General features: G+C 65.8%; 29 protein-coding genes and 1 pseudogene. 28 read left to right on the forward strand and 2 right to left on the reverse strand.

Annotated elements, in window-relative coordinates; translation table 11 throughout:
- Window positions 1-150 (reverse strand): annotated as a pseudogene (locus K7G59_RS19425) (flavin-dependent oxidoreductase); the annotation flags it as partial.
- A gap of 487 nt (window positions 151-637) precedes the next feature.
- On the opposite strand from K7G59_RS19425, the gene K7G59_RS19430 reads away from it, so the two are divergent.
- From K7G59_RS19430 to K7G59_RS19470, 9 genes are all read left to right on the forward strand, one after another.
- Window positions 638-1,093 (forward strand): hypothetical protein, encoded by a 456-nt coding sequence (locus K7G59_RS19430; RefSeq protein WP_225835951.1) that lies wholly within the window; start codon window positions 638-640, stop codon window positions 1,091-1,093.
- Between the two features lie 62 nt (window positions 1,094-1,155).
- Window positions 1,156-2,487 carry a hypothetical protein gene (locus tag K7G59_RS19435; protein ID WP_225835954.1) on the forward strand — a complete coding sequence of 444 codons (1,332 nt, stop codon included), beginning with the start codon at window positions 1,156-1,158 and terminating at the stop codon, window positions 2,485-2,487.
- A gap of 27 nt (window positions 2,488-2,514) precedes the next feature.
- A complete protein-coding gene (locus K7G59_RS19440; protein WP_225835955.1) occupies window positions 2,515-3,015 on the forward strand; it encodes a hypothetical protein in 501 nt (166 codons plus the stop codon).
- Window positions 3,015-3,479 (forward strand): hypothetical protein, encoded by a 465-nt coding sequence (locus tag K7G59_RS19445; protein ID WP_225835956.1) that lies wholly within the window; start codon window positions 3,015-3,017, stop codon window positions 3,477-3,479. Before K7G59_RS19440 ends, K7G59_RS19445 begins: the two co-directional genes overlap by 1 nt.
- 112 nt (window positions 3,480-3,591) lie before the next feature.
- Window positions 3,592-4,599, forward strand: coding sequence for a hypothetical protein (locus K7G59_RS19450; protein ID WP_225835957.1), 1,008 nt, complete (start codon window positions 3,592-3,594; stop codon window positions 4,597-4,599).
- Window positions 4,600-4,646: 47 nt separating this feature from the next.
- Entirely contained in the window at window positions 4,647-5,144 is a 498-nt protein-coding gene (locus K7G59_RS19455; protein WP_225835958.1) for a hypothetical protein, read from the forward strand.
- 55 nt (window positions 5,145-5,199) lie between these two features.
- On the forward strand, window positions 5,200-6,288 hold the full coding sequence (locus tag K7G59_RS19460) for a hypothetical protein (protein WP_225835959.1): 1,089 nt from the start codon (window positions 5,200-5,202) through the stop codon (window positions 6,286-6,288).
- A 53-nt stretch (window positions 6,289-6,341) separates the two neighbouring features.
- Window positions 6,342-7,310, forward strand: a complete 969-nt coding sequence (locus tag K7G59_RS19465; RefSeq protein ID WP_225835960.1) for a hypothetical protein — start codon at window positions 6,342-6,344, stop codon at window positions 7,308-7,310.
- Between the two features lie 510 nt (window positions 7,311-7,820).
- Window positions 7,821-8,591 (forward strand): hypothetical protein, encoded by a 771-nt coding sequence (locus K7G59_RS19470; RefSeq protein ID WP_225835961.1) that lies wholly within the window; start codon window positions 7,821-7,823, stop codon window positions 8,589-8,591.
- 48 nt (window positions 8,592-8,639) lie between these two features.
- On the opposite strand, the gene K7G59_RS19475 is transcribed toward K7G59_RS19470, so the two are convergent.
- Window positions 8,640-8,822 (reverse strand): hypothetical protein, encoded by a 183-nt coding sequence (locus K7G59_RS19475; RefSeq protein WP_225835963.1) that lies wholly within the window; start codon window positions 8,820-8,822, stop codon window positions 8,640-8,642.
- On the opposite strand from K7G59_RS19475, the gene K7G59_RS19480 reads away from it, so the two are divergent.
- The 19 genes from K7G59_RS19480 (at window position 8,811) to rplF (ending at window position 18,385) form a co-directional block, all read left to right on the forward strand.
- Window positions 8,811-9,065, forward strand: a complete 255-nt coding sequence (locus K7G59_RS19480) for a hypothetical protein (protein WP_225835965.1) — start codon at window positions 8,811-8,813, stop codon at window positions 9,063-9,065. The genes K7G59_RS19475 and K7G59_RS19480 overlap by 12 nt on opposite strands.
- 69 nt (window positions 9,066-9,134) lie before the next feature.
- Entirely contained in the window at window positions 9,135-9,809 is a 675-nt protein-coding gene (locus tag K7G59_RS19485; RefSeq protein ID WP_225835967.1) for a serine/arginine repetitive matrix protein 2, read from the forward strand.
- A gap of 465 nt (window positions 9,810-10,274) precedes the next feature.
- The gene (gene rpsJ, locus K7G59_RS19490; RefSeq protein WP_003948644.1) at window positions 10,275-10,583 is read left to right on the forward strand and encodes a 30S ribosomal protein S10; all 309 of its coding nucleotides are present in this window, start codon (window positions 10,275-10,277) and stop codon (window positions 10,581-10,583) included.
- A gap of 17 nt (window positions 10,584-10,600) precedes the next feature.
- Window positions 10,601-11,245 carry a 50S ribosomal protein L3 gene (rplC, locus tag K7G59_RS19495; protein WP_014674369.1) on the forward strand — a complete coding sequence of 215 codons (645 nt, stop codon included), beginning with the start codon at window positions 10,601-10,603 and terminating at the stop codon, window positions 11,243-11,245.
- 8 nt (window positions 11,246-11,253) lie between these two features.
- The gene (gene rplD / locus K7G59_RS19500; protein WP_225835969.1) at window positions 11,254-11,907 is read left to right on the forward strand and encodes a 50S ribosomal protein L4; all 654 of its coding nucleotides are present in this window, start codon (window positions 11,254-11,256) and stop codon (window positions 11,905-11,907) included.
- Window positions 11,907-12,326 (forward strand): 50S ribosomal protein L23, encoded by a 420-nt coding sequence (gene rplW, locus K7G59_RS19505; protein ID WP_225835971.1) that lies wholly within the window; start codon window positions 11,907-11,909, stop codon window positions 12,324-12,326. Before rplD ends, rplW begins: the two co-directional genes overlap by 1 nt.
- A 40-nt stretch (window positions 12,327-12,366) precedes the next feature.
- Window positions 12,367-13,203, forward strand: a complete 837-nt coding sequence (gene rplB / locus K7G59_RS19510; RefSeq protein WP_020941674.1) for a 50S ribosomal protein L2 — start codon at window positions 12,367-12,369, stop codon at window positions 13,201-13,203.
- Window positions 13,204-13,215: 12 nt separating this feature from the next.
- Window positions 13,216-13,497, forward strand: coding sequence for a 30S ribosomal protein S19 (gene rpsS / locus K7G59_RS19515; protein WP_030601199.1), 282 nt, complete (start codon window positions 13,216-13,218; stop codon window positions 13,495-13,497).
- Window positions 13,498-13,538: 41 nt separating this feature from the next.
- Entirely contained in the window at window positions 13,539-13,886 is a 348-nt protein-coding gene (rplV, locus tag K7G59_RS19520) for a 50S ribosomal protein L22 (RefSeq protein WP_006130776.1), read from the forward strand.
- Window positions 13,886-14,704 (forward strand): 30S ribosomal protein S3, encoded by an 819-nt coding sequence (gene rpsC / locus K7G59_RS19525; protein ID WP_055706471.1) that lies wholly within the window; start codon window positions 13,886-13,888, stop codon window positions 14,702-14,704. The genes rplV and rpsC overlap by 1 nt, the downstream gene beginning before the upstream one ends.
- A 5-nt stretch (window positions 14,705-14,709) precedes the next feature.
- Window positions 14,710-15,129, forward strand: coding sequence for a 50S ribosomal protein L16 (gene rplP, locus K7G59_RS19530; protein ID WP_009190136.1), 420 nt, complete (start codon window positions 14,710-14,712; stop codon window positions 15,127-15,129).
- Window positions 15,129-15,353, forward strand: a complete 225-nt coding sequence (rpmC, locus tag K7G59_RS19535; protein WP_007494763.1) for a 50S ribosomal protein L29 — start codon at window positions 15,129-15,131, stop codon at window positions 15,351-15,353. Before rplP ends, rpmC begins: the two co-directional genes overlap by 1 nt.
- Window positions 15,353-15,637, forward strand: a complete 285-nt coding sequence (gene rpsQ / locus K7G59_RS19540) for a 30S ribosomal protein S17 (protein WP_018543912.1) — start codon at window positions 15,353-15,355, stop codon at window positions 15,635-15,637. Before rpmC ends, rpsQ begins: the two co-directional genes overlap by 1 nt.
- A gap of 131 nt (window positions 15,638-15,768) precedes the next feature.
- Window positions 15,769-16,137: a 50S ribosomal protein L14 gene (gene rplN / locus K7G59_RS19545; RefSeq protein ID WP_003998823.1), complete on the forward strand. Its 369-nt coding sequence runs from the start codon at window positions 15,769-15,771 to the stop codon at window positions 16,135-16,137.
- Between the two features lie 2 nt (window positions 16,138-16,139).
- Complete coding sequence (rplX, locus tag K7G59_RS19550) at window positions 16,140-16,463, forward strand: 50S ribosomal protein L24 (RefSeq protein ID WP_225835973.1); 324 nt, start codon at window positions 16,140-16,142, stop codon at window positions 16,461-16,463.
- On the forward strand, window positions 16,463-17,020 hold the full coding sequence (gene rplE / locus K7G59_RS19555) for a 50S ribosomal protein L5 (protein ID WP_014674377.1): 558 nt from the start codon (window positions 16,463-16,465) through the stop codon (window positions 17,018-17,020). Before rplX ends, rplE begins: the two co-directional genes overlap by 1 nt.
- Window positions 17,021-17,025: 5 nt before the next feature.
- Window positions 17,026-17,211: a type Z 30S ribosomal protein S14 gene (locus K7G59_RS19560; protein ID WP_003948630.1), complete on the forward strand. Its 186-nt coding sequence runs from the start codon at window positions 17,026-17,028 to the stop codon at window positions 17,209-17,211.
- A 211-nt stretch (window positions 17,212-17,422) separates the two neighbouring features.
- On the forward strand, window positions 17,423-17,821 hold the full coding sequence (gene rpsH / locus K7G59_RS19565; protein ID WP_014674378.1) for a 30S ribosomal protein S8: 399 nt from the start codon (window positions 17,423-17,425) through the stop codon (window positions 17,819-17,821).
- Window positions 17,822-17,845: 24 nt separating this feature from the next.
- On the forward strand, window positions 17,846-18,385 hold the full coding sequence (gene rplF / locus K7G59_RS19570; RefSeq protein WP_225835976.1) for a 50S ribosomal protein L6: 540 nt from the start codon (window positions 17,846-17,848) through the stop codon (window positions 18,383-18,385).

Genomic DNA, 18,385 nt, shown 5'->3' on the forward strand with positions numbered 1-18,385 from the left:
GCTGTCACAGAAGACGTGCTCGGCCGTGGCCACTCCGAGGGCGGCGAGGTCGTCGCCGAGGCCGAGTTCGGTCAGTTCCCGGACCCCGTGCGGAAGGAGGTTCATCCCGACGCCGAGCGGCCGGATATCGCGGGCGCTCTCCAGTACGACCGTTGGAAGCAGAGCGAGGACATGACCCGGTTGTGGGCCCGGGCACTGGGGGTCGAGCGTGGGATGCGGGACTCACTCCCGTACGCGTCCCGCGACGTCGCGATCGCAGCCCGCAGCGATGCCCTCGACAAGCTGCGGTGACCACGGGCGGGCGCCGTCCGAGCCGACCGGTGAGGCGAACCCGCCCGCCTGGGTCGCGGTACCAGCACTCCGGCTGCGGAGAGGGAGGTGCCGCAGGAGTCCACGATCTGGGGGAGCCGGGGCCGGCAGTAGCAGAGGGCAGGCGGCGATCAGACCAAAGTCCGTCACCAGGAGGCTGATCAGGCGGGGATGCGGCGGGGAAGCTGTCGCGGTCCGATCCGTCCACTGGTCGGCACCCTGGCTGTCATGAAGGAAACGCAAATGGCCAAAGCTCAACTGCCGCATGTGATGGGCTGTTTGCTAGCGTGACGAGGGCACGCCAGAGTGGTAGACGGGGATCGGCATCGTGGCAGGAAGCGCGCAGGACGGGCAACACATAGCCGGCGGAGTGGCGGGGCAGCACACCGTGGGGATGCGGCTCAATCAGCTGCCGATCGACTCCGGCGGTGGCGGATCAGCGATTGGCGGTCAGCCAGACCTCGTCTCCTCGCCGGCCGAGAAGCAAGCCGCGGCAAAAGCGCTCCACGACCACATCGAGCACGACACCCGCACGGCGGGCGAATTGGCGGACGATGAGACGAACGCCGTCGTCAAGGCGTTTGGAGCCAAGGATGGCCATGGATGGCTCACGTCCGGGGCCGTGAGCAAGGCACACAAGACCTGGGGCGAGCAAGTCCAGAATCTCATGCTCCGGCTGTCGCACGAGGAATCGATGCTGCTGGGCGACAATGCCGTGCTGGCGGGGACGGACAGCGGAGTCGGGGCGGGTGTACGCAAGTTGTCGCCACTCGACCTGCTCTGACCGCGGTAGGACCACGCCGTCGCATCACTCAACGGGGACCCATGCCGACGTACCACGAGATCATGACGACCGACCTGTCCACGCTCACCACGGCCGCCGAGCACTGGGATGACGTGGCGAAGAAGTTCCACACACAGGAAACCACCTACCGACGGGACGTGCACGGGATCTCCCTGGGGCCAACCTCGGCGGGGCTGAGCGCAAACGCCGCCAAAGCGCGCTTCGACGCCACCCTGAAGGAGTTCCAGAAGGCCCAGACGGAGGCCAAGGCGATCGCCTCGCTCTTCCGTGACATGCACACCCAGTTCGTGGACCTACGCAAGAAGCTGGAGTCGGCTCGCGACGACGCCGTAGCCGATGGCATGAAGGTGTCGGACCAGGGCGTGGTCTCGTACGACACCGAGAAGATGAGCCAAGGGGAGCGTGCAGCCTACGTGCACGATCCCGACTACCAGGAGAGTATCCGCAATGCCGTCAGTTCCTGGCAGCAGCGCGTCGACCAGTGCGTGAAGGACGTGGACGATGCGGACCAGGGCGTTGATCTCGCATTCACGACGGTGGTGATCGACTCCGATGTCAGCGACGGCACGATCGGCGGCTTCAACGGCAAGGCGCAGGGCGACCTCAAGAAGTACGAGGCCGAGGCGGCAGCAGAGGCCAGAAAGGCCCACACGAAGCCCGACGGCTGGGACTCCGAGGGCAAGGTCAAGGTGACCGGGCTCGGTGCTGGTTACTCCGTCACCAGTGACCCTAAGTACGGTAAGGAGGGATCGGCCAAAGCGTACGCTGACCTCTTCCATGCGACTGCACAAGGGACGCTGACCAAGGGCGACTGGAAGCTTGCCGGGATAGCCGACGGCTATGGGGGGGCCAGGGCAACCGCGAACTACGGATTCAACAACAAGGGCGTCGTGGGCAAGGCCGAGGCGTCCGCTGGGCTACGGGGCTTGGTTGAAGGCCGGGCTGAGTACGGGCCCTACGGTGGTGTCTATGTGCGGGCCGACGGATTCGCCGGTGCCGAGGTGGGGCCCAATGCCAAGGTGACCAAGGACGAGGTCACCGTCGGTGCGAAGGGGTTCGCGGGGGCGAAGGGCGGCGTAGCTGGGGGTGGCGAAGTCGCAGGGATCGGTTTTGGAGCGTCGGCCGAGGGTTGGGCCGGTCCCGGTGCGGAGGCCTGGTGGGGCTACAAAAAGGACGAGGACGGTAAGTACCACCTCGGAGGCAAGTTCGGCGCCTCCCCGGTCCTAGGCGGCGCGGTGGGACTCGAGATCACTGTTGATCCACACAAGCTGAGCGAGACCGCTGGCGACGCGGCCGACGCGCTGGGTGATGCGGCTGGCGCGGTCGGCGACGGCCTCAGCTCCGTCAAGGACAGCGTCACAAGTTGGTTGTGATCTGCTTCCCCTGAAAGGAGGGCCTGAATGCCCACGACATTGCCGATGCCCATCGAGTTCCGGTTGCCAGAGGGCTGGCTCCCGGCACGTCCGGAAGGGGTAGATGCCGCACGCACGGCATTCGCTGCGGTGCATCGGCAGCCGGATGCCGGGTTCGCCGCGAACATCACCGTCGATGGCGAGGCGGTGCCGGACGCGGCAATGCTCGCCGACCTTGCGGACGAATCGGTGGAGCGTCTGCGCGGGGTCGCCGAGTCGGTAGTCGTGGCGCACCGCCGCGAGGTCGGGACAGTTGAAACGCCTGCCTTGACCCAGCGGCTAGCTCTCTCCGTCGTTGTCGACGGCACGCGCCGTGACCTCGTCCAGTCACAGGTGTACTTGTCCCTGTCGGACGTCGAGGATTCGCATAAGCGTGCCGTGATCCGTTTGACTATGACGGCGTCCGCGGCCCAGCATGACGCCGTCCTGGGGGACTTTCAGGACTTCGTTCGCACGGTTCGTCCGGACACCGGGACGGGGGCTCAGTGATGGGACGTCTCTGGGACAAACTGACCGGCACCAAGCACCCCGGCAGCGGGGTCACACCGCTGCCGGCCATGGAGGTCCGGGCTGCGCTGCTGGCACTCAACGAGCCGGATATGCCGTACCGCGTACGCAACGCCTCCCCTGACGAGAAAGCCGACTTGGTGGCGGAGTGCAGGATTCGGCGGGTGGGCGTGACTCTCAAGACACGGATGCGCTTGATCCCGGAGAAGCACGAAGTGCGTTTCCTTGAGGAGCGGTGGGAGAACCGTTCGTCCGACCAGGCCAATGCGCAGTACGGACGGGGGCACGCGCCGGCGGTGTACCGGCAGTGGGAGACGGAGCAGGGCCCTGATGGCCGCCGGCACAAGGTCGAGGTGTTTCGATTCGACACGCGGGAGATGACGGACCCCCTGCAGAACCTGGTCCTCGGCGCCGGATGGACCTGGCGGGGAGTCTTCAAGCTCTGAGCGTCAGGTACGACGCTGCGCTGGGTGAGGGGCTCCGTGGCCGTCGGATCCCGCTCGGCGACCGGGGCCCACGAGCACCCACGCGATCAATCACTTCCCGCGAAGGATCACCATGCCCCCGCTCTCCTCCCGTCGTAAGCGGACCGCGATGCTGGCCGCCGGCGCCGTCGTGCTGGCCGGTGCCGCGGTCGGGACCTGGGCCTGGGCGGGGCGTGATGGCGGCGGTGACGGTTGCGCCGCGCTCGGCAAGGACGGGCGTATCCGTACCGCGCTGGGGACGTCGTATAAGAGCGGCATGTCCTGTGCTGAGCTGGGGCATGGCATGAAGACGGCCGCCTTGGGTGACAAGGCGGGCGTGCACACCGTGCGGCAGGCGCAGGCCATGCGGGAGATTCTGGCCGCGACGTTCGACACGGTCGACCGGCACGGGTACCAGTCGATCGGCCCGAGCCTCGCGCTGCCGCTGGCCCAGCTTCTGGCGGACTACGCCCCGGACACGCACGAGATCCTCATGGACCTTGACGCGGATTACGCGACCCATCTGAACGACAAGCAGCCGTGGCGGGACGCGTTCGGCGTCCATATGACCGTGCCCCATGATGATCTGGTACAGGTCATGCGCGCTGTCTCGGCCAGTCCCTCCGCCTACGCCACGATCAGACGCGCGGAGAGCGGGCATGCGGCGGTGCAGCTTGCCGAGGTTCCTGCCGGGGCCACCGGGTTCGACCTCTCGACCCCGCCAGTGGGGGATGCCCTGGCGCTGGGGGCCTTCGACGGCATCGCGGCGCATGTGGTCTCGCACCTTTCGAAGCGGGACGGCACCAGCTGGGAGAGCCAGGTGAAGAGCGCTCTGGCCGAGATGACCAGGGGCAAGGCACCGGTACCGGTCTACAAGACCGATCCCGTGGGGTACCTGACGCAATCCTGGAGCAGGAGTCTGCGGAACGACGCCAAGCCGGTGCTGACCGCCCTTCGCGGACAGAGCGCCGCGTATCTCCGGCTCTGGGCTGAAGGCCGCGGCGCCGCGCTCCCTGGAGACGTCGTGTCCAAGTGCCAGGAGAGCGGGGACCGCGAATACCAGGACACACTCGAGTTGCTGAAAAACGGCGGTCGGTCGTGACCACCCGCGCCGATGCGGTGAGGACGAAAAGGCGTGGAGCGGCAGCCGTGCTGTGCACCGTGGCCATGGCAGCGCTGGCGGGCTGCGGCGATACCCACGCCGCCGTGCCGGCGGAGTTCTGCAAGGTCCCGGTGCCGAAGGCGGCCCTGTCACCGCTCATCCCGCGAGGCGAATCGGCCAAGCAGACGTACGTGGCCACCGAGGCACAGCCAGGTGCGGCCTGCGCCCTGAGCGCCGACGGCCATCGGGTGCTGTACGTCGACGTGATGCTCTGGGACCGGGGCCCCGACCCGGTGAACTGGAAAACAGTGGGAGCACCGTACAAGTACGCCGCCGAGCGTCCTGTCTCCTTCCCGGGACATGCGTCGATCGGAAGTGATCATGCCGTGGTTCAGGCGAGTTGCACCTCTCGCACCGCGTACATGTCCTTCGCGGTCTACCTCTTTGGCGATCGCGTCGAGAACACCCCCACCGGCTACAAGAAGCTGCAACGGTTCATCGACGCATTAGTACCGAGGGAGACGAAGAAATTTGGCTGCACTTGAGAAGAGCCGAGACCCATGTCCACGGAACAGCCACCCAGAAAGCAGCCATGAAGTCATGCCGGCATCCTCGGCGCCGCGTCCCCGCCAGCTTCGCCTGAAGGCCACGGTCACGCTCGTCTGCCTGGCCGTGGTCGGCGGGCTTGCGGCATGGTTCCTGACTCGCCCAGGGGGCGAGTCAGGGTTCTGTCGCAGCTTGTCAAAGGACGACAGGATTGCAGCATTGTTGGCGCCGGCTGGAAAAGGGGACGAAAGCTGCGCATCCCTGGGGCAGTCGCTGAAGAAAGTGACTTCCAGGGGAGGAGGGAATGAGCATTCTGTGAAGCAAGTGCGAGCCATGCAGCAAACTCTGCTCGCAATCGATGAGAATATGACGGAATCAAAAGTCACGTCTCTTGATGCAGAATTCTCGACTCCTCTAGCTGATGCGCTTACAGGTTACGCGGCAGACATTTATGGAGTCTTGACTTATGCGCGACCTGGCTACGCCGAAAAGGGCGGCCCAGCGGATCCGCCATGGGAGGACAAGGATGGCGTTCATGTGACGGTTTTCCAGAAGCCCATGATGCACGTTCTGCGTGGCCTGTCTGCGACTCCTGCTGCATACGCAGAGTTGCGTTTGGCTGTGGCCCGCGAAGCGGCCCGCGAGCTTGTAGTGACACCTGGCAATGCGCTAGCCTCGCGCTTTCACGAGGTGGGCTGCGGTTACGGAGCGGCCCTCGGAACCTACACTGCAATTCGCGAAGATGTCATCAATGGCGAGCGGATGGACGCGTATAGCGCGGCCGACTGGAAGACAAAGGTGGCCTACCACGTGATCGGCGGAGCCGTGACGCCGCTGTACTTCACTACGGGAGGGGGCGTGTCCATCGCGTTCGGAGACAGCATCCAGCGGGGTGTGGACACCTGGATGTGGGAAATGGACAACGAGATGAAGACACATGCCGACAATAAGGCCGATGCGGAGATTGCCGATACTTACCTCTCGGCCACCAAAGAAACCGATGCAATTGTCTCCGGATGGGCTAATGGGCGTTCGGATATCGACACTGACACCATGGAGGGGAAGAAGGTGAAGAACGACATAATAAGCGAAATCCTGGATGGGCAGACCCGAGGATCTTACACCGCGAGCAAGTACCTGTAGGCAAGGATATGAGGCTCAACTCCCATGGTCGTCACCCGTCAAGGGTGACCTTGTTGGCAGTGATACTGCTCGTCTGCATTGTGGCAGCCGGCAGTGTCACCGCGTGGTTCCTGACGCGAGATGATTCGCCAGACTTCTGCCGCGAGCTTGCGAGTGACAGTCGAGTTGAGCCGATCCTCGCGGCCGCCCATGGCCGGGAAGTGGACTGTGCCACCCTGGGGCGCACACTCAAAGGCGCAACAACAGGGAGGATCGCAGAGAAGCACTCATTGAAGCAGGCGCAAGCAATGAAGAACACGTTGCTGGCTATCGATGATCGGATGCAGAAACTCGGCGTCACATCACTGGATGCGGAATTCTCTACTGCTCTAGCTGATGCGCTGGTCGACTACCCGTCCGACATTTATGGAAGTCTAGCTCCAAGCGAATTCGATCACTGGAATCACAATTTCCCGTGGGATCCACCTTGGGAAGAAGATGGTGGGGTGCACATGGCCGTCCCGGAGAAGCCTTTGATGCGGGTCATGCGAGGGTTGTCTGCCACTCCGTCCGCCTATGCCGAGCTGCGCCTGGCCGTTACTCGATCAGCCGCCCATGAACTCGCCACAACGCCTGACAGTACGAACCATTCCGTGATCGCCGCAGCGCCGAAAACCAATGCACGGGCGCTTGCGGCGCTGGACGCTATTGCCGATAACGTGACGGGAAGTCTCGGCAAAGAGCAAGCGGCAGACTGGAAGAATCGTGTCTTCACGCGACTGACGCAGGTTTCCGGAAGTGTTCCACCGTACGACAAGGATCCCGAACACAATATAACTGGCACGTGGCAAAAGGATCTCAAGTCGGCTGGAAATGGCGACCTTTCAGCGAGCCTGTATGGCCAGGGGCCCGTCCTGGTGAAGGTCTGGGGTAAGGGGAATCTGCTCAAAGAGGAGCAGATTTCTTCCCTTGCCGATGATGCACGCTTCAGTGCTGAGAGCGCTCGTATCACCTGGGCACACAACCTTGAGCAGTGGCAGTAGTGCCGTCGGCGCCATCCGGTTCAGGACCCTCCTTCCACCATCGTCAGAACCAGCTCAACGCGATCGCCCACCAGTGGTACGCAGCCAATTCCCACTGGGCCGACAACTCGCACGAGCAGGGGATGTACGAGTGATGGCAACGAGGCGCATGGCGGCGGCCCTGTGGTTGTACCGCCGTCATGGGAGCGGCGGCGGCCTCCAGCACCAGCACCAGGCCACCATCCCCGCGGACTTCTGCAAGGTCCCGGTGTCGAAGGCGGCCTTGTCCCCACTCATGCCGCACAAGGGATCCGTGAAGCAGACGTACTACGCCTTTGATGGCCAGCCGGGTGCGGCCCGCACGCTGAGTGTCGGCGGCCACGGGGTGCTGTTCGTCGACATCGAACGCCGGGACCGTCCCCGGACGCGGACTGGAAGCCCGAGGCAATACCGCACAAGTACGTCGCAGAGCGGGCGATCTATCGTGACGGCGACGGGCGCGCCAGGCGATCATGACAAGGAGCACAGACAGTGAGTCATCGGCCACCAGCTCGCACCGGCCCCGCAACCAGGGCCCTCGCTCTGGCCGCCCTGCTCGGCGCGACCCTGCTCGGATGCGGTTCTGATGCAGGTTCCGGCGGGGCTCCGGGCGGGACGGCTACCGGCAGCGACGCTCCCATCGTCGGCGCGAGTACCGAGCCGGCAGCCACCGGAGCCCCGGCCGCGCAACGGATCGAGCAGGTCAACGAGACGATGCGCGGGACGCCGTTCAGCGGGATCGGGACGACGACGGCCTTCGAGGGGGCGGGCCTGCAGAGAATCGTGTGGAATCCCGATCAGGGCCTGCGCATCTCCTACACGGGGACCGCAGGCGGCGACATGTACTGCAAGGACGGCGTCACGTACATGAGCACCGGTCTGCTCGCCGAGAGCTTCAGGACCAGGGGGACCGGCATCACCGTCCCCGAGCGGCTTGCCGACGTCTACGTGACCACGCGAAGCGGGCAGGGGTGTGATGCCTACTTCGCCGTACCCCCCTCGGGCACCTTCGCGCAGGAGAAGGACACCACCGTCGAAGGAGTGCCGGCCCGGGCGATCGTGGCCTCGGCCGGGCCCACCTCGGACACCTACTTCGTCAGTGCGAAGAATCCCGCCAGGCTCCTGAAGATGAAGTCCGTACGTGACGGGCGCACCAGCAGTACGACGTACGTCGACTTCGGCACGAAGAAGGACGTGACCCTCCCGAGTCCGGACAAGACCATGACCATGGAGCAATTCCGCGCGCAGGTGGACGCCGGGTGACGGCGGGCAGCGGGGGGCCGGCCGCGCCGGTCCCGCGGGGTCCTCGGGCTATGGCGTCGTCGACGTGGCCTGCCGGCCCAGCCGGTGCAGGAGCTTCTCGTACACCGTCGTCGCCGCCGCGATGATCGTCGGGATGACCGCCAGGGCCAGGATGCCGAGGAGCGCCGGCCACTGGGGCAGGCCAAGGCGCGGAAGTGGGCGGGGGACGTCGCCGCTCTGTTGGCAGCACACGCATCCGACCCGCCCGCCTACAGCCAGGACCCTGCCGGCCATCTGATCGACTCCTGGAAGCAGGAACTGAAGGACGCCAACGTCAAGAACGCGCTCACGCAGCTGGAAGCCCAGAGCGTGGACATGAGCCGTATCTGGGGCAAGGCACTCGGTGTCGACAGCGGGCTGCAGGACTCACTGGTGTACGGCGCCCGGGACAACGCGGCCTCCGCCCGCAGCGACGCCCTCGACAAGCTGCGGTGACCACGGGCGCACGTATCGGGCTGGCTGTTCACGCCCCCACTGCGAGCGATTGCCCTACCGTGTGACCTCGTGGCAATACAGAACCCCTGGGGAGCACCGTACGGCGGCCCGCCGCCTCCGCCGGCGAACATCCCCGCGAAGGACCTGCGGCCCCGGCGCATCTGGTACCTGGTAGCCGCGCTGCTGGGGCTCGCCCTGGCTGGTGTCGGTGCCGCCTTCATCGTGGTGGCGGTGAAGAACACGGTGGACTCGATCGACACCGCCCAGAGCTTCACCAGCGGCAACTCGCGGACCTTCAGCTTCGTCCAGGGGAAGACCAAGGCGATCTACGTCTCCCAGTCCGGGAAGGGTGAGGTCGACTGCCGGATCCCGGGGATGCAGTCCGGGGCGATGACCCAGCCGGACAGCACCTTCCGCATCACCCTTGGGTCACGCACCTGGGAGCGCGTTTTCGAGGTGAGGCCCGGCAGCAGTGGCGACTACACGCTCACCTGCACCTCAGAGCTGCCGGCCCAGTTCGCGCTGGGAGACAAGCCCAAGGTGGGGGCCACGATCGGCAGCATTGCCGCAGGGGTGGGCTGCTTCCTCGCCGCGTTCGCCGCGGCCGTGACCGTCGCCGTCGTCACCGCCGTCCGACGCAGCCGTCACCGCCGACGGCTCACCGCAGCGTGGGCCCCTCCGCCGCAGTGGGGCCCGCAGCCTTCCGGTCCCGCCCCGTGGCCCCCGCCCGGCCCGCTGCCCTAGGCGGACGGGAGTCCGGGGGGGGGGGAGGGTCTGCTCCTGCGCCGCCTCCCGGTTTGACCCACGTCACCTTCGGGGTATTCTCTCCGGCCCGATTGGCCAGGCCCCCGTCCCGTATGGCAGACTGTCCGAGTTGCTCGGTCGAGTGTTGATGCTGCGCGCCTCCCGCCGGGAGGACCGGAAGCGAGTCCCACAGTACTCGTCGTCCTAACTGCCACTACGGCAGCACTGGGGCGGACGTACGGGAATCTTCCGGGAAGCGTGGGCGCGGCACCGGCCAGGCGCCCGGTGGGCCTTCCGCCCCCGGCCTACGGTTCCGGAAGGGCCGTGTGCATTCCCCAAGCAGGGATGTTCGAACAAGGGACATTCATGTCAGCGGGAACGCGACACGCCCGACCGCGTGGGTCGGAGAAAGAAGTGGGAACGCCGGGTTCCGGAGCGTAAGAGAGACAGGACTACTGAGTAGCCATGGCGGGACAGAAGATCCGCATCCGGCTCAAGGCCTACGACCACGAGGTCATCGACTCCTCGGCGAAGAAGATCGTCGAGACGGTGACTCGCACTGGTGCGTCGGTCGCGGGCCCGGTGCCGCTGCCCACTGAGAAGAACGTGTACTGCGTCATCAAGTCGCCGCACAAGTACAAGGACTCGCGCGAGCACTTCGAGATGCGCACGCACAAGCGCCTGATCGACATTCTCGACCCCACCCCCAAGACCGTTGACTCTCTGATGCGACTCGACCTCCCGGCCGGTGTCGACATCGAGATCAAGCTCTGAGGGTCGGTGAGCTGAGAATGGCTAAGCAGATCAAGGGCATCCTGGGCGAGAAGCTCGGCATGACGCAGGTGTGGGACGAGAACAACCGTGTTGTTCCGGTCACCGTCGTCAAGGCCGGCCCCAACGTCGTCACCCAGGTCCGTACGAACGACGTCGACGGCTACGAGTCGGTCCAGATCGCCTTCGGCGAGATCGACCCGCGCAAGGTGAACAAGCCCCTCAAGGGTCACTTCGCCAAGGCCGACGTCACCCCGCGCCGCCACCTCGTCGAGATCCGTACCGCTGACGCCAGCGAGTACACGCTCGGCCAGGAGATCACCGCCGAGGTGTTCGAGGCCGGCGTCAAGGTCGACGTGACCGGCAAGAGCAAGGGCAAGGGCTTCGCCGGTGTCATGAAGCGCCACAACTTCCGTGGCCTCGGCGCCGGACACGGCACCCAGCGCAAGCACCGCTCCCCCGGTTCCATCGGTGGCTGCGCCACCCCGGGCCGTGTGTTCAAGGGCCTCCGCATGGCGGGTCGCATGGGCAACGAGCGGGTCACCACCCAGAACCTGACCGTCCACGCCGTTGACGCGGAGAAGGGTCTGCTGCTCATCAAGGGCGCGGTTCCCGGTCCGAACGGCGGCCTCGTCCTGGTCCGCACCGCGGCCAAGGGGGCCTGAGGTAACCGATGAGCACTGTTGACATCCTTTCGCCGGCGGGCGACAAGGCCGGTTCCGTCGAGCTCCCCGCGGAGATCTTCGACGCCAAGGTCAGCGTTCCGCTGATCCACCAGGTCGTCGTCGCGCAGCTGGCCGCTGCCCGTCAGGGCACGCACAAGACCAAGACGCGTGGCGAGGTCCGCGGTGGCGGCAAGAAGCCGTACCGCCAGAAGGGCACCGGTCGCGCCCGCCAGGGTTCGACCCGCGCGCCGCAGTTCGCCGGTGGTGGCGTCGTGCACGGTCCCGTGCCGCGTGACTACTCGCAGCGGACCCCGAAGAAGATGAAGGCCGCCGCCCTGCGCGGTGCCCTCACCGACCGGGCGCGTCACAACCGCATCCACGTCGTCTCCGGCGTGGTCGAGGGTGCGACCCCGTCCACGAAGGCCGCGAAGAGCCTGTTCGGCAAGATCTCGGAGCGCAAGAACCTGCTCCTGGTCGTCGAGCGCGCCGACGAGGCCGCGTGGCTGTCCGCCCGCAACCTGCCCCAGGTCCACATCCTGGAGCCGGGCCAGCTGAACACGTACGACGTTCTCGTCTCGGACGACGTGGTCTTCACCCAGTCCGCGTTCGAGTCCTTCGTGTCCGGCCCGAAGGCCAATGACACCGAAGGGAGCGAGGCCTGATGGCTATCCGTCACCCCGCTATCGCCTCGAAGGCGGCCAAGGCCGCCAAGGCCGCGCGCGTCGCCAAGGCGCGTCGCCACGCCGCCGAGGGCAAGAACACCGTCGTCACCCCGCTGAGCAAGTCGTACACGGACCCCCGTGACGTCCTGCTGAAGCCGGTCGTGTCGGAGAAGAGCTACGCGCTCCTCGACGAGAACAAGTACACGTTCATCGTCGACCCGAACGCCAACAAGACCCAGATCAAGCAGGCCGTCCAGGCGGTCTTCGACGTCAAGGTCACCGGGGTCAACACGATCAACCGCCAGGGCAAGCGCAAGCGCACCAAGACCGGTTTCGGTCAGCGTGCCGGCAGCAAGCGCGCGATCGTGACCCTCGCCGAGGGCGACCGTATCGACATCTTCGGCGGTCCGACCGCCTAAGGGCGGTCCGGATCGTCCGATATCGGACGAGGACTGAGAAATGGGAATCCGCAAGTACAAGCCGACTACGCCGGGCCGTCGTGGCGCCAGCGTCGCCGACTTCGTCGAGGTCACGCGGTCCACGCCGGAGAAGTCGCTGGTCCGTCCCCTGCACAGCAAGGGCGGCCGTAACAACGCCGGTCGTGTGACCGTTCGCCACCAGGGTGGCGGACACAAGCGCGCCTACCGCGTGATCGACTTCCGTCGTCACGACAAGGACGGCGTGCCGGCGAAGGTCGCGCACATCGAGTACGACCCCAACCGCACCGCGCGCATCGCGCTGCTGCACTACGCCGACGGCGAGAAGCGCTACATCCTCGCCCCGCGCAACCTGCAGCAGGGTGACCGCGTCGAGAACGGTCCCGGGGCCGACATCAAGCCGGGCAACAACCTGGCCCTCCGCAACATCCCGGTCGGTACCACGATCCACGCGATCGAGCTCCGTCCCGGTGGCGGTGCCAAGTTCGCCCGCTCCGCCGGTGCCTCGGTGCAGCTGCTCGCGAAGGAGGGCGCCTACGCCCACCTGCGCATGCCGTCCGGCGAGATCCGTCTCGTCGACGTCCGCTGCCGCGCCACCATCGGCGAGGTCGGCAACGCCGAGCAGAGCAACATCAACTGGGGCAAGGCCGGCCGTAAGCGGTGGCTGGGCGTTCGCCCGACCGTCCGTGGTGTCGTGATGAACCCGGTCGACCACCCGCACGGTGGTGGTGAGGGCCGCACCTCCGGTGGCCGCCACCCTGTGTCCCCGTGGGGCAAGAAGGAAGGCCGTACTCGTTCGCCCAAGAAGGCGTCGAACAAGTACATCGTCCGCCGCCGCAAGACGAACAAGAAGCGCTAAGGACGGGTTGAGATGCCTCGTAGCTTGAAGAAGGGGCCCTTCGTCGACGACCACCTGATCAAGAAGGTGGACGCCCAGAACGATGCCGGCACCAAGAACGTCATCAAGACCTGGTCCCGTCGCTCGATGATCGTCCCGGCCATGCTCGGCCACACGATCGCGGTGCACAACGGCAAGACCCACATCCCGGTGTTCGTCACCGAGTCGATGGTCGGCCACAAGCTCGGCGAGTTCTCGCCGACCCGCACCTTCCGGGGCCACGTCAAGGAAGACCGGAAGTCGAAGCGCCGCTAAGCGGATCGCATTCAGACACGTAAGTAACTGAAGGGACAACCATGGAAGCCAGGGCCCAGGCGCGGTACATCCGCGTCACGCCCATGAAGGCCCGCCGCGTGGTGGACCTCATCCGTGGCATGGACGCCACGGAGGCCCAGGCCGTCCTGCGATTCGCTCCGCAGGCAGCCTCCGTGCCGGTCGGCAAGGTGCTCGACAGCGCCATCGCCAACGCCGCGCACAACTACGACCACACCGATGTCGACAGCCTCTTCATCTCCGAGGCCTACGTCGACGAGGGCCCGACCCTGAAGCGGTTCCGTCCGCGTGCCCAGGGCCGTGCCTACCGGATCCGCAAGCGGACCAGCCACATCACCGTGGTCGTCAGCAGCAAGGAAGGAACCCGGTAATGGGCCAGAAGGTTAACCCGCATGGGTTCCGGCTCGGTGTCACGACCGACTTCAAGTCGCGTTGGTACGCCGACAAGCTGTACAAGGACTACGTCAAGGAAGACGTCGCCATCCGTCGGATGATGACGTCCGGCATGGAGCGCGCCGGTATCTCGAAGGTTGAGATCGAGCGCACCCGTGACCGCGTGCGTGTGGACATCCACACCGCTCGTCCGGGCATCGTCATCGGCCGCCGTGGCGCCGAGGCCGACCGCATCCGCGGTGACCTCGAGAAGCTCACGGGCAAGCAGGTCCAGCTGAACATCCTCGAGGTCAAGAACCCCGAGACCGACGCTCAGCTGGTTGCCCAGGCCGTCGCCGAGCAGCTCTCCTCCCGCGTCTCCTTCCGTCGGGCCATGCGCAAGAGCATGCAGTCCGCCATGAAGGCCGGCGCCAAGGGCATCAAGATCCAGTGCGGTGGCCGCCTCGGCGGCGCCGAGATGTCCCGCTCGGAGTTCTACCGCGAGGGCCGTGTGCCCCTGCACACGCTCCGCGCGAACGTGGACTACGGCTTCTTCGAGGCCAAGACGACCTTCGGCCGCATCGGTGTGAAGGTCTGGATCTACAAGGGCGACGTCAAGAACATCGCCGAGGTCCGCGCCGAGAACGCTGCCGCCCGTGCGGGTAACCGCCCGGCCCGCGGTGGCGCCGACCGCCCGGCCCGTGGTGGCCGTGGTGGCGAGCGGCGTGGTCGCAAGCCGCAGCAGGCTGCCGGCGCCGAGGCCCCCAAGGCCGAGGCCCCCGCCGCTCCGGCTGAGAGCACCGGAACGGAGGCCTGACCGACATGCTGATCCCCCGTAGGGTCAAGCACCGCAAGCAGCACCACCCGAAGCGCAACGGTATGTCCAAGGGTGGAACGCAGGTTGCGTTCGGCGAGTACGGCATCCAGGCGCTGACCCCGGCCTACGTGACGAACCGCCAGATCGAGGCGGCCCGTATCGCGATGACCCGCCACATCAAGCGTGGCGGCAAGGTCTGGATCAACATCTACCCGGACCGTCCCCTCACCAAGAAGCCGGCCGAGACCCGCATGGGTTCCGGTAAGGGTTCTCCGGAGTGGTGGATCGCCAACGTCAAGCCCGGACGCGTCATGTTCGAGCTGTCGTACCCCAACGAGAAGATCGCCCGTGAGGCGCTGACGCGTGCGGCCCACAAGCTGCCGATGAAGTGCCGGATCGTCAAGCGCGAGGCAGGTGAAGCGTGATGTCGGCCGGTACCAAGGCGTCCGAGCTGCGCGAGCTGGGCAACGAGGAGCTTCTGGCGAAGCTCCGCGAGGCCAAGGAAGAGCTGTTCAACCTCCGCTTCCAGGCGGCGACGGGCCAGCTCGAGAACCACGGCCGTCTGAAGGCGGTCCGCAAGGACATCGCGCGGATCTACACCCTGATGCGCGAGCGTGAGCTGGGCATCGAAACGGTGGAGAACGCCTGATGAGCGAGAAGAACGTGACTGAGAACGCAGAGGCGCGCGGCTTCCGCAAGACCCGTGAGGGTCTCGTCGTCAGCGACAAGATGGACAAGACCGTCGTCGTCGCCGTCGAGGACCGCGTCAAGCACGCGCTGTACGGCAAGGTCATCCGCCGTACGAACAAGCTCAAGGCGCACGACGAGCAGAACGCCGCGGGTGTCGGCGACCGCGTCCTCCTCATGGAGACCCGGCCGCTGTCCGCGACGAAGCGCTGGCGCGTCGTCGAGATCCTCGAGAAGGCCAAGTAGGTAATTCGCGCAAGCGAATTCCAAAAGAAACGCCTGTGGGGCAAACCCCGCAGGTCAGTTCCGCCAGGCTCGGCAGGGGTCCTCGTCACTGAGGCCCCTGCCGGGAACCGGCAGACAAACAGGAGATAGACGTGATCCAGCAGGAGTCGCGACTGCGTGTCGCCGACAACACTGGTGCGAAGGAAATCCTTTGCATCCGTGTGCTCGGTGGCTCCGGTCGCCGCTACGCGGGCATCGGTGACGTCATCGTCGCCACCGTCAAGGACGCGATCCCCGGTGGCAACGTGAAGAAGGGTGACGTCGTCAAGGCGGTCATCGTTCGCACCGTCAAGGAGCGCCGCCGTCCGGACGGCTCGTACATCCGCTTCGACGAGAACGCCGCCGTCATTCTGAAGAACGACGGCGACCCTCGCGGCACCCGCATCTTCGGCCCGGTCGGCCGTGAGCTGCGCGAGAAGAAGTTCATGAAGATCATCTCGCTCGCGCCGGAGGTGCTGTAAGCATGAAGATCAAGAAGGGCGACCTGGTCCAGGTCATCACCGGCAAGGACAAGGGCAAGCAGGGCAAGGTCATTGCCGCTTTCCCGCGCGAGGAGCGTGTCCTGGTCGAGGGTGTCAACCGGGTCAAGAAGCACACCAAGGCCGGTCCGACCGCTAGCGGTTCCCAGGCCGGCGGCATCGTGACCACCGAGGCCCCGATCCACGTGTCCAACGTTCAGCTGGTCGTGGAGAAGGACGGTCAGAAGGTCGTCACGCGTGTCGGTTACCGCTTCGACGAAGAGGGCAACAAGATCCGCGTTGCCAAGCGGACGGGTGAGGACATCTGATGGCTACCACCACCACTCCGCGTCTGAAGACGAAGTACCGCGAGGAGATCGCGGGCAAGCTGCGTGACGAGTTCAAGTACGAGAACGTCATGCAGGTTCCCGGCCTCGTCAAGATCGTGGTCAACATGGGTGTCGGCGACGCCGCCCGTGACTCGAAGCTGATCGAGGGCGCGATCCGCGACCTGACCACGATCACCGGTCAGAAGCCGGCCGTCACCAAGGCCCGCAAGTCCATCGCGCAGTTCAAGCTGCGTGAGGGTCAGCCGATCGGTGCCCACGTCACGCTCCGTGGCGACCGCATGTGGGAGTTCCTGGACCGCACCCTGTCGCTCGCGCTGCCGCGCATCCGCGACTTCCGTGGTCTGTCCCCCAAGCAGTTCGACGGCCGTGGCAACTACACCTTCGGTCTCACCGAGCAGGTCATGTTCCACGAGATCGACCAGGACAAGATCGACCGTGTCCGGGGTATGGACATCACCGTGGTGACCACGGCGACCAACGACGAAGAGGGCCGCGCCCTTCTCCGTCACCTCGGCTTCCCGTTCAAGGAGGCGTGAGCGAGATGGCGAAGAAGGCTCTCATCGCGAAGGCTGCTCGCAAGCCCAAGTTCGGCGTGCGTGGCTACACCCGCTGCCAGCGTTGTGGTCGTCCGCACTCCGTGTACCGCAAGTTCGGCCTCTGCCGCGTGTGCCTCCGTGAGATGGCTCACCGTGGCGAGCTGCCGGGCGTGACCAAGAGCTCCTGGTAATTCCGGTAATTCGGGATACCTGGACCTCTCGGTAAGCAACCGGGACGGCAGGGCCCTGGCCCTCCATGGCTTAGGCTAGGAGGGTTGGGCCTCTGCCGCCCTGAACGACTTACTACGCCGTAGGTCCCCGCACCGCACCCGTCCCGTCCATGTACGGGGAGAGGGATGGCGCATATAGGAAACCCCGGCGAGAAAGGCCACAGGCCAATTCATGACCATGACTGATCCGATCGCAGACATGCTTACGCGTCTGCGGAACGCGAACTCGGCTTACCACGACTCGGTGTCGATGCCGCACTCCAAGATCAAGTCGCACATCGCGGAGATCCTCCAGCAGGAGGGCTTCATCACGGGCTGGAAGGTCGAGGACGCCGAGGTCGGCAAGAACCTCGTCCTGGAGCTGAAGTTCGGCCCCAACCGTGAGCGCTCCATCGCGGGCATCAAGCGGATCTCCAAGCCCGGTCTCCGGGTTTACGCGAAGTCCACCAACCTGCCGAAGGTGCTCGGCGGCCTCGGCGTGGCGATCATCTCCACGTCCCACGGGCTCCTCACCGACAAGCAGGCCGGCAAGAAGGGCGTGGGTGGGGAAGTCCTCGCCTACGTCTGGTAACGGAAGGGAACGGAGGAAACAGCTATGTCGCGCATCGGCAAGCTCCCCATCGCGGTTCCCGCCGGCGTGGACGTCACCATCGACGGCCGCACGATCTCGGTCAAGGGCCCCAAGGGCGAGCTGACCCACACCGTCGTCGCGCCCATCGAGATCGCCAAGGGCGAGGACGGCACCCTGCAGGTGACCCGCCCCAACGACGAGCGTCAGAACAAGGCCCTGCACGGCCTGTCCCGCACGCTGGTGGCGAACATGATCACCGGCGTGACCCAGGGTTACGTGAAGAAGCTCGAGATCAGTGGTGTCGGTTACCGCGTGACCGCCAAGGGTTCGAACCTGGAGTTCGCCCTCGGTTACAGCCACCCGATCACCGTCGAGGCCCCCGAGGGCATCACCTTCAAGGTGGAGACCCCGACCCGTTTCTCGGTCGAGGGCATCGACAAGCAGAAGGTCGGCGAGGTCGCGGCCAACATCCGCAAGCTGCGCAAGCCCGACCCGTACAAGGCCAAGGGCGTCAAGTACGAGGGCGAAGTCATCCGCCGCAAGGTCGGAAAGGCGGGTAAGTAA

Origin of the sequence: Streptomyces sp. NK08204 (assembly GCF_020400585.1) — a bacterium.
Classification (GTDB): Bacteria; Actinomycetota; Actinomycetes; order Streptomycetales; family Streptomycetaceae; genus Streptomyces.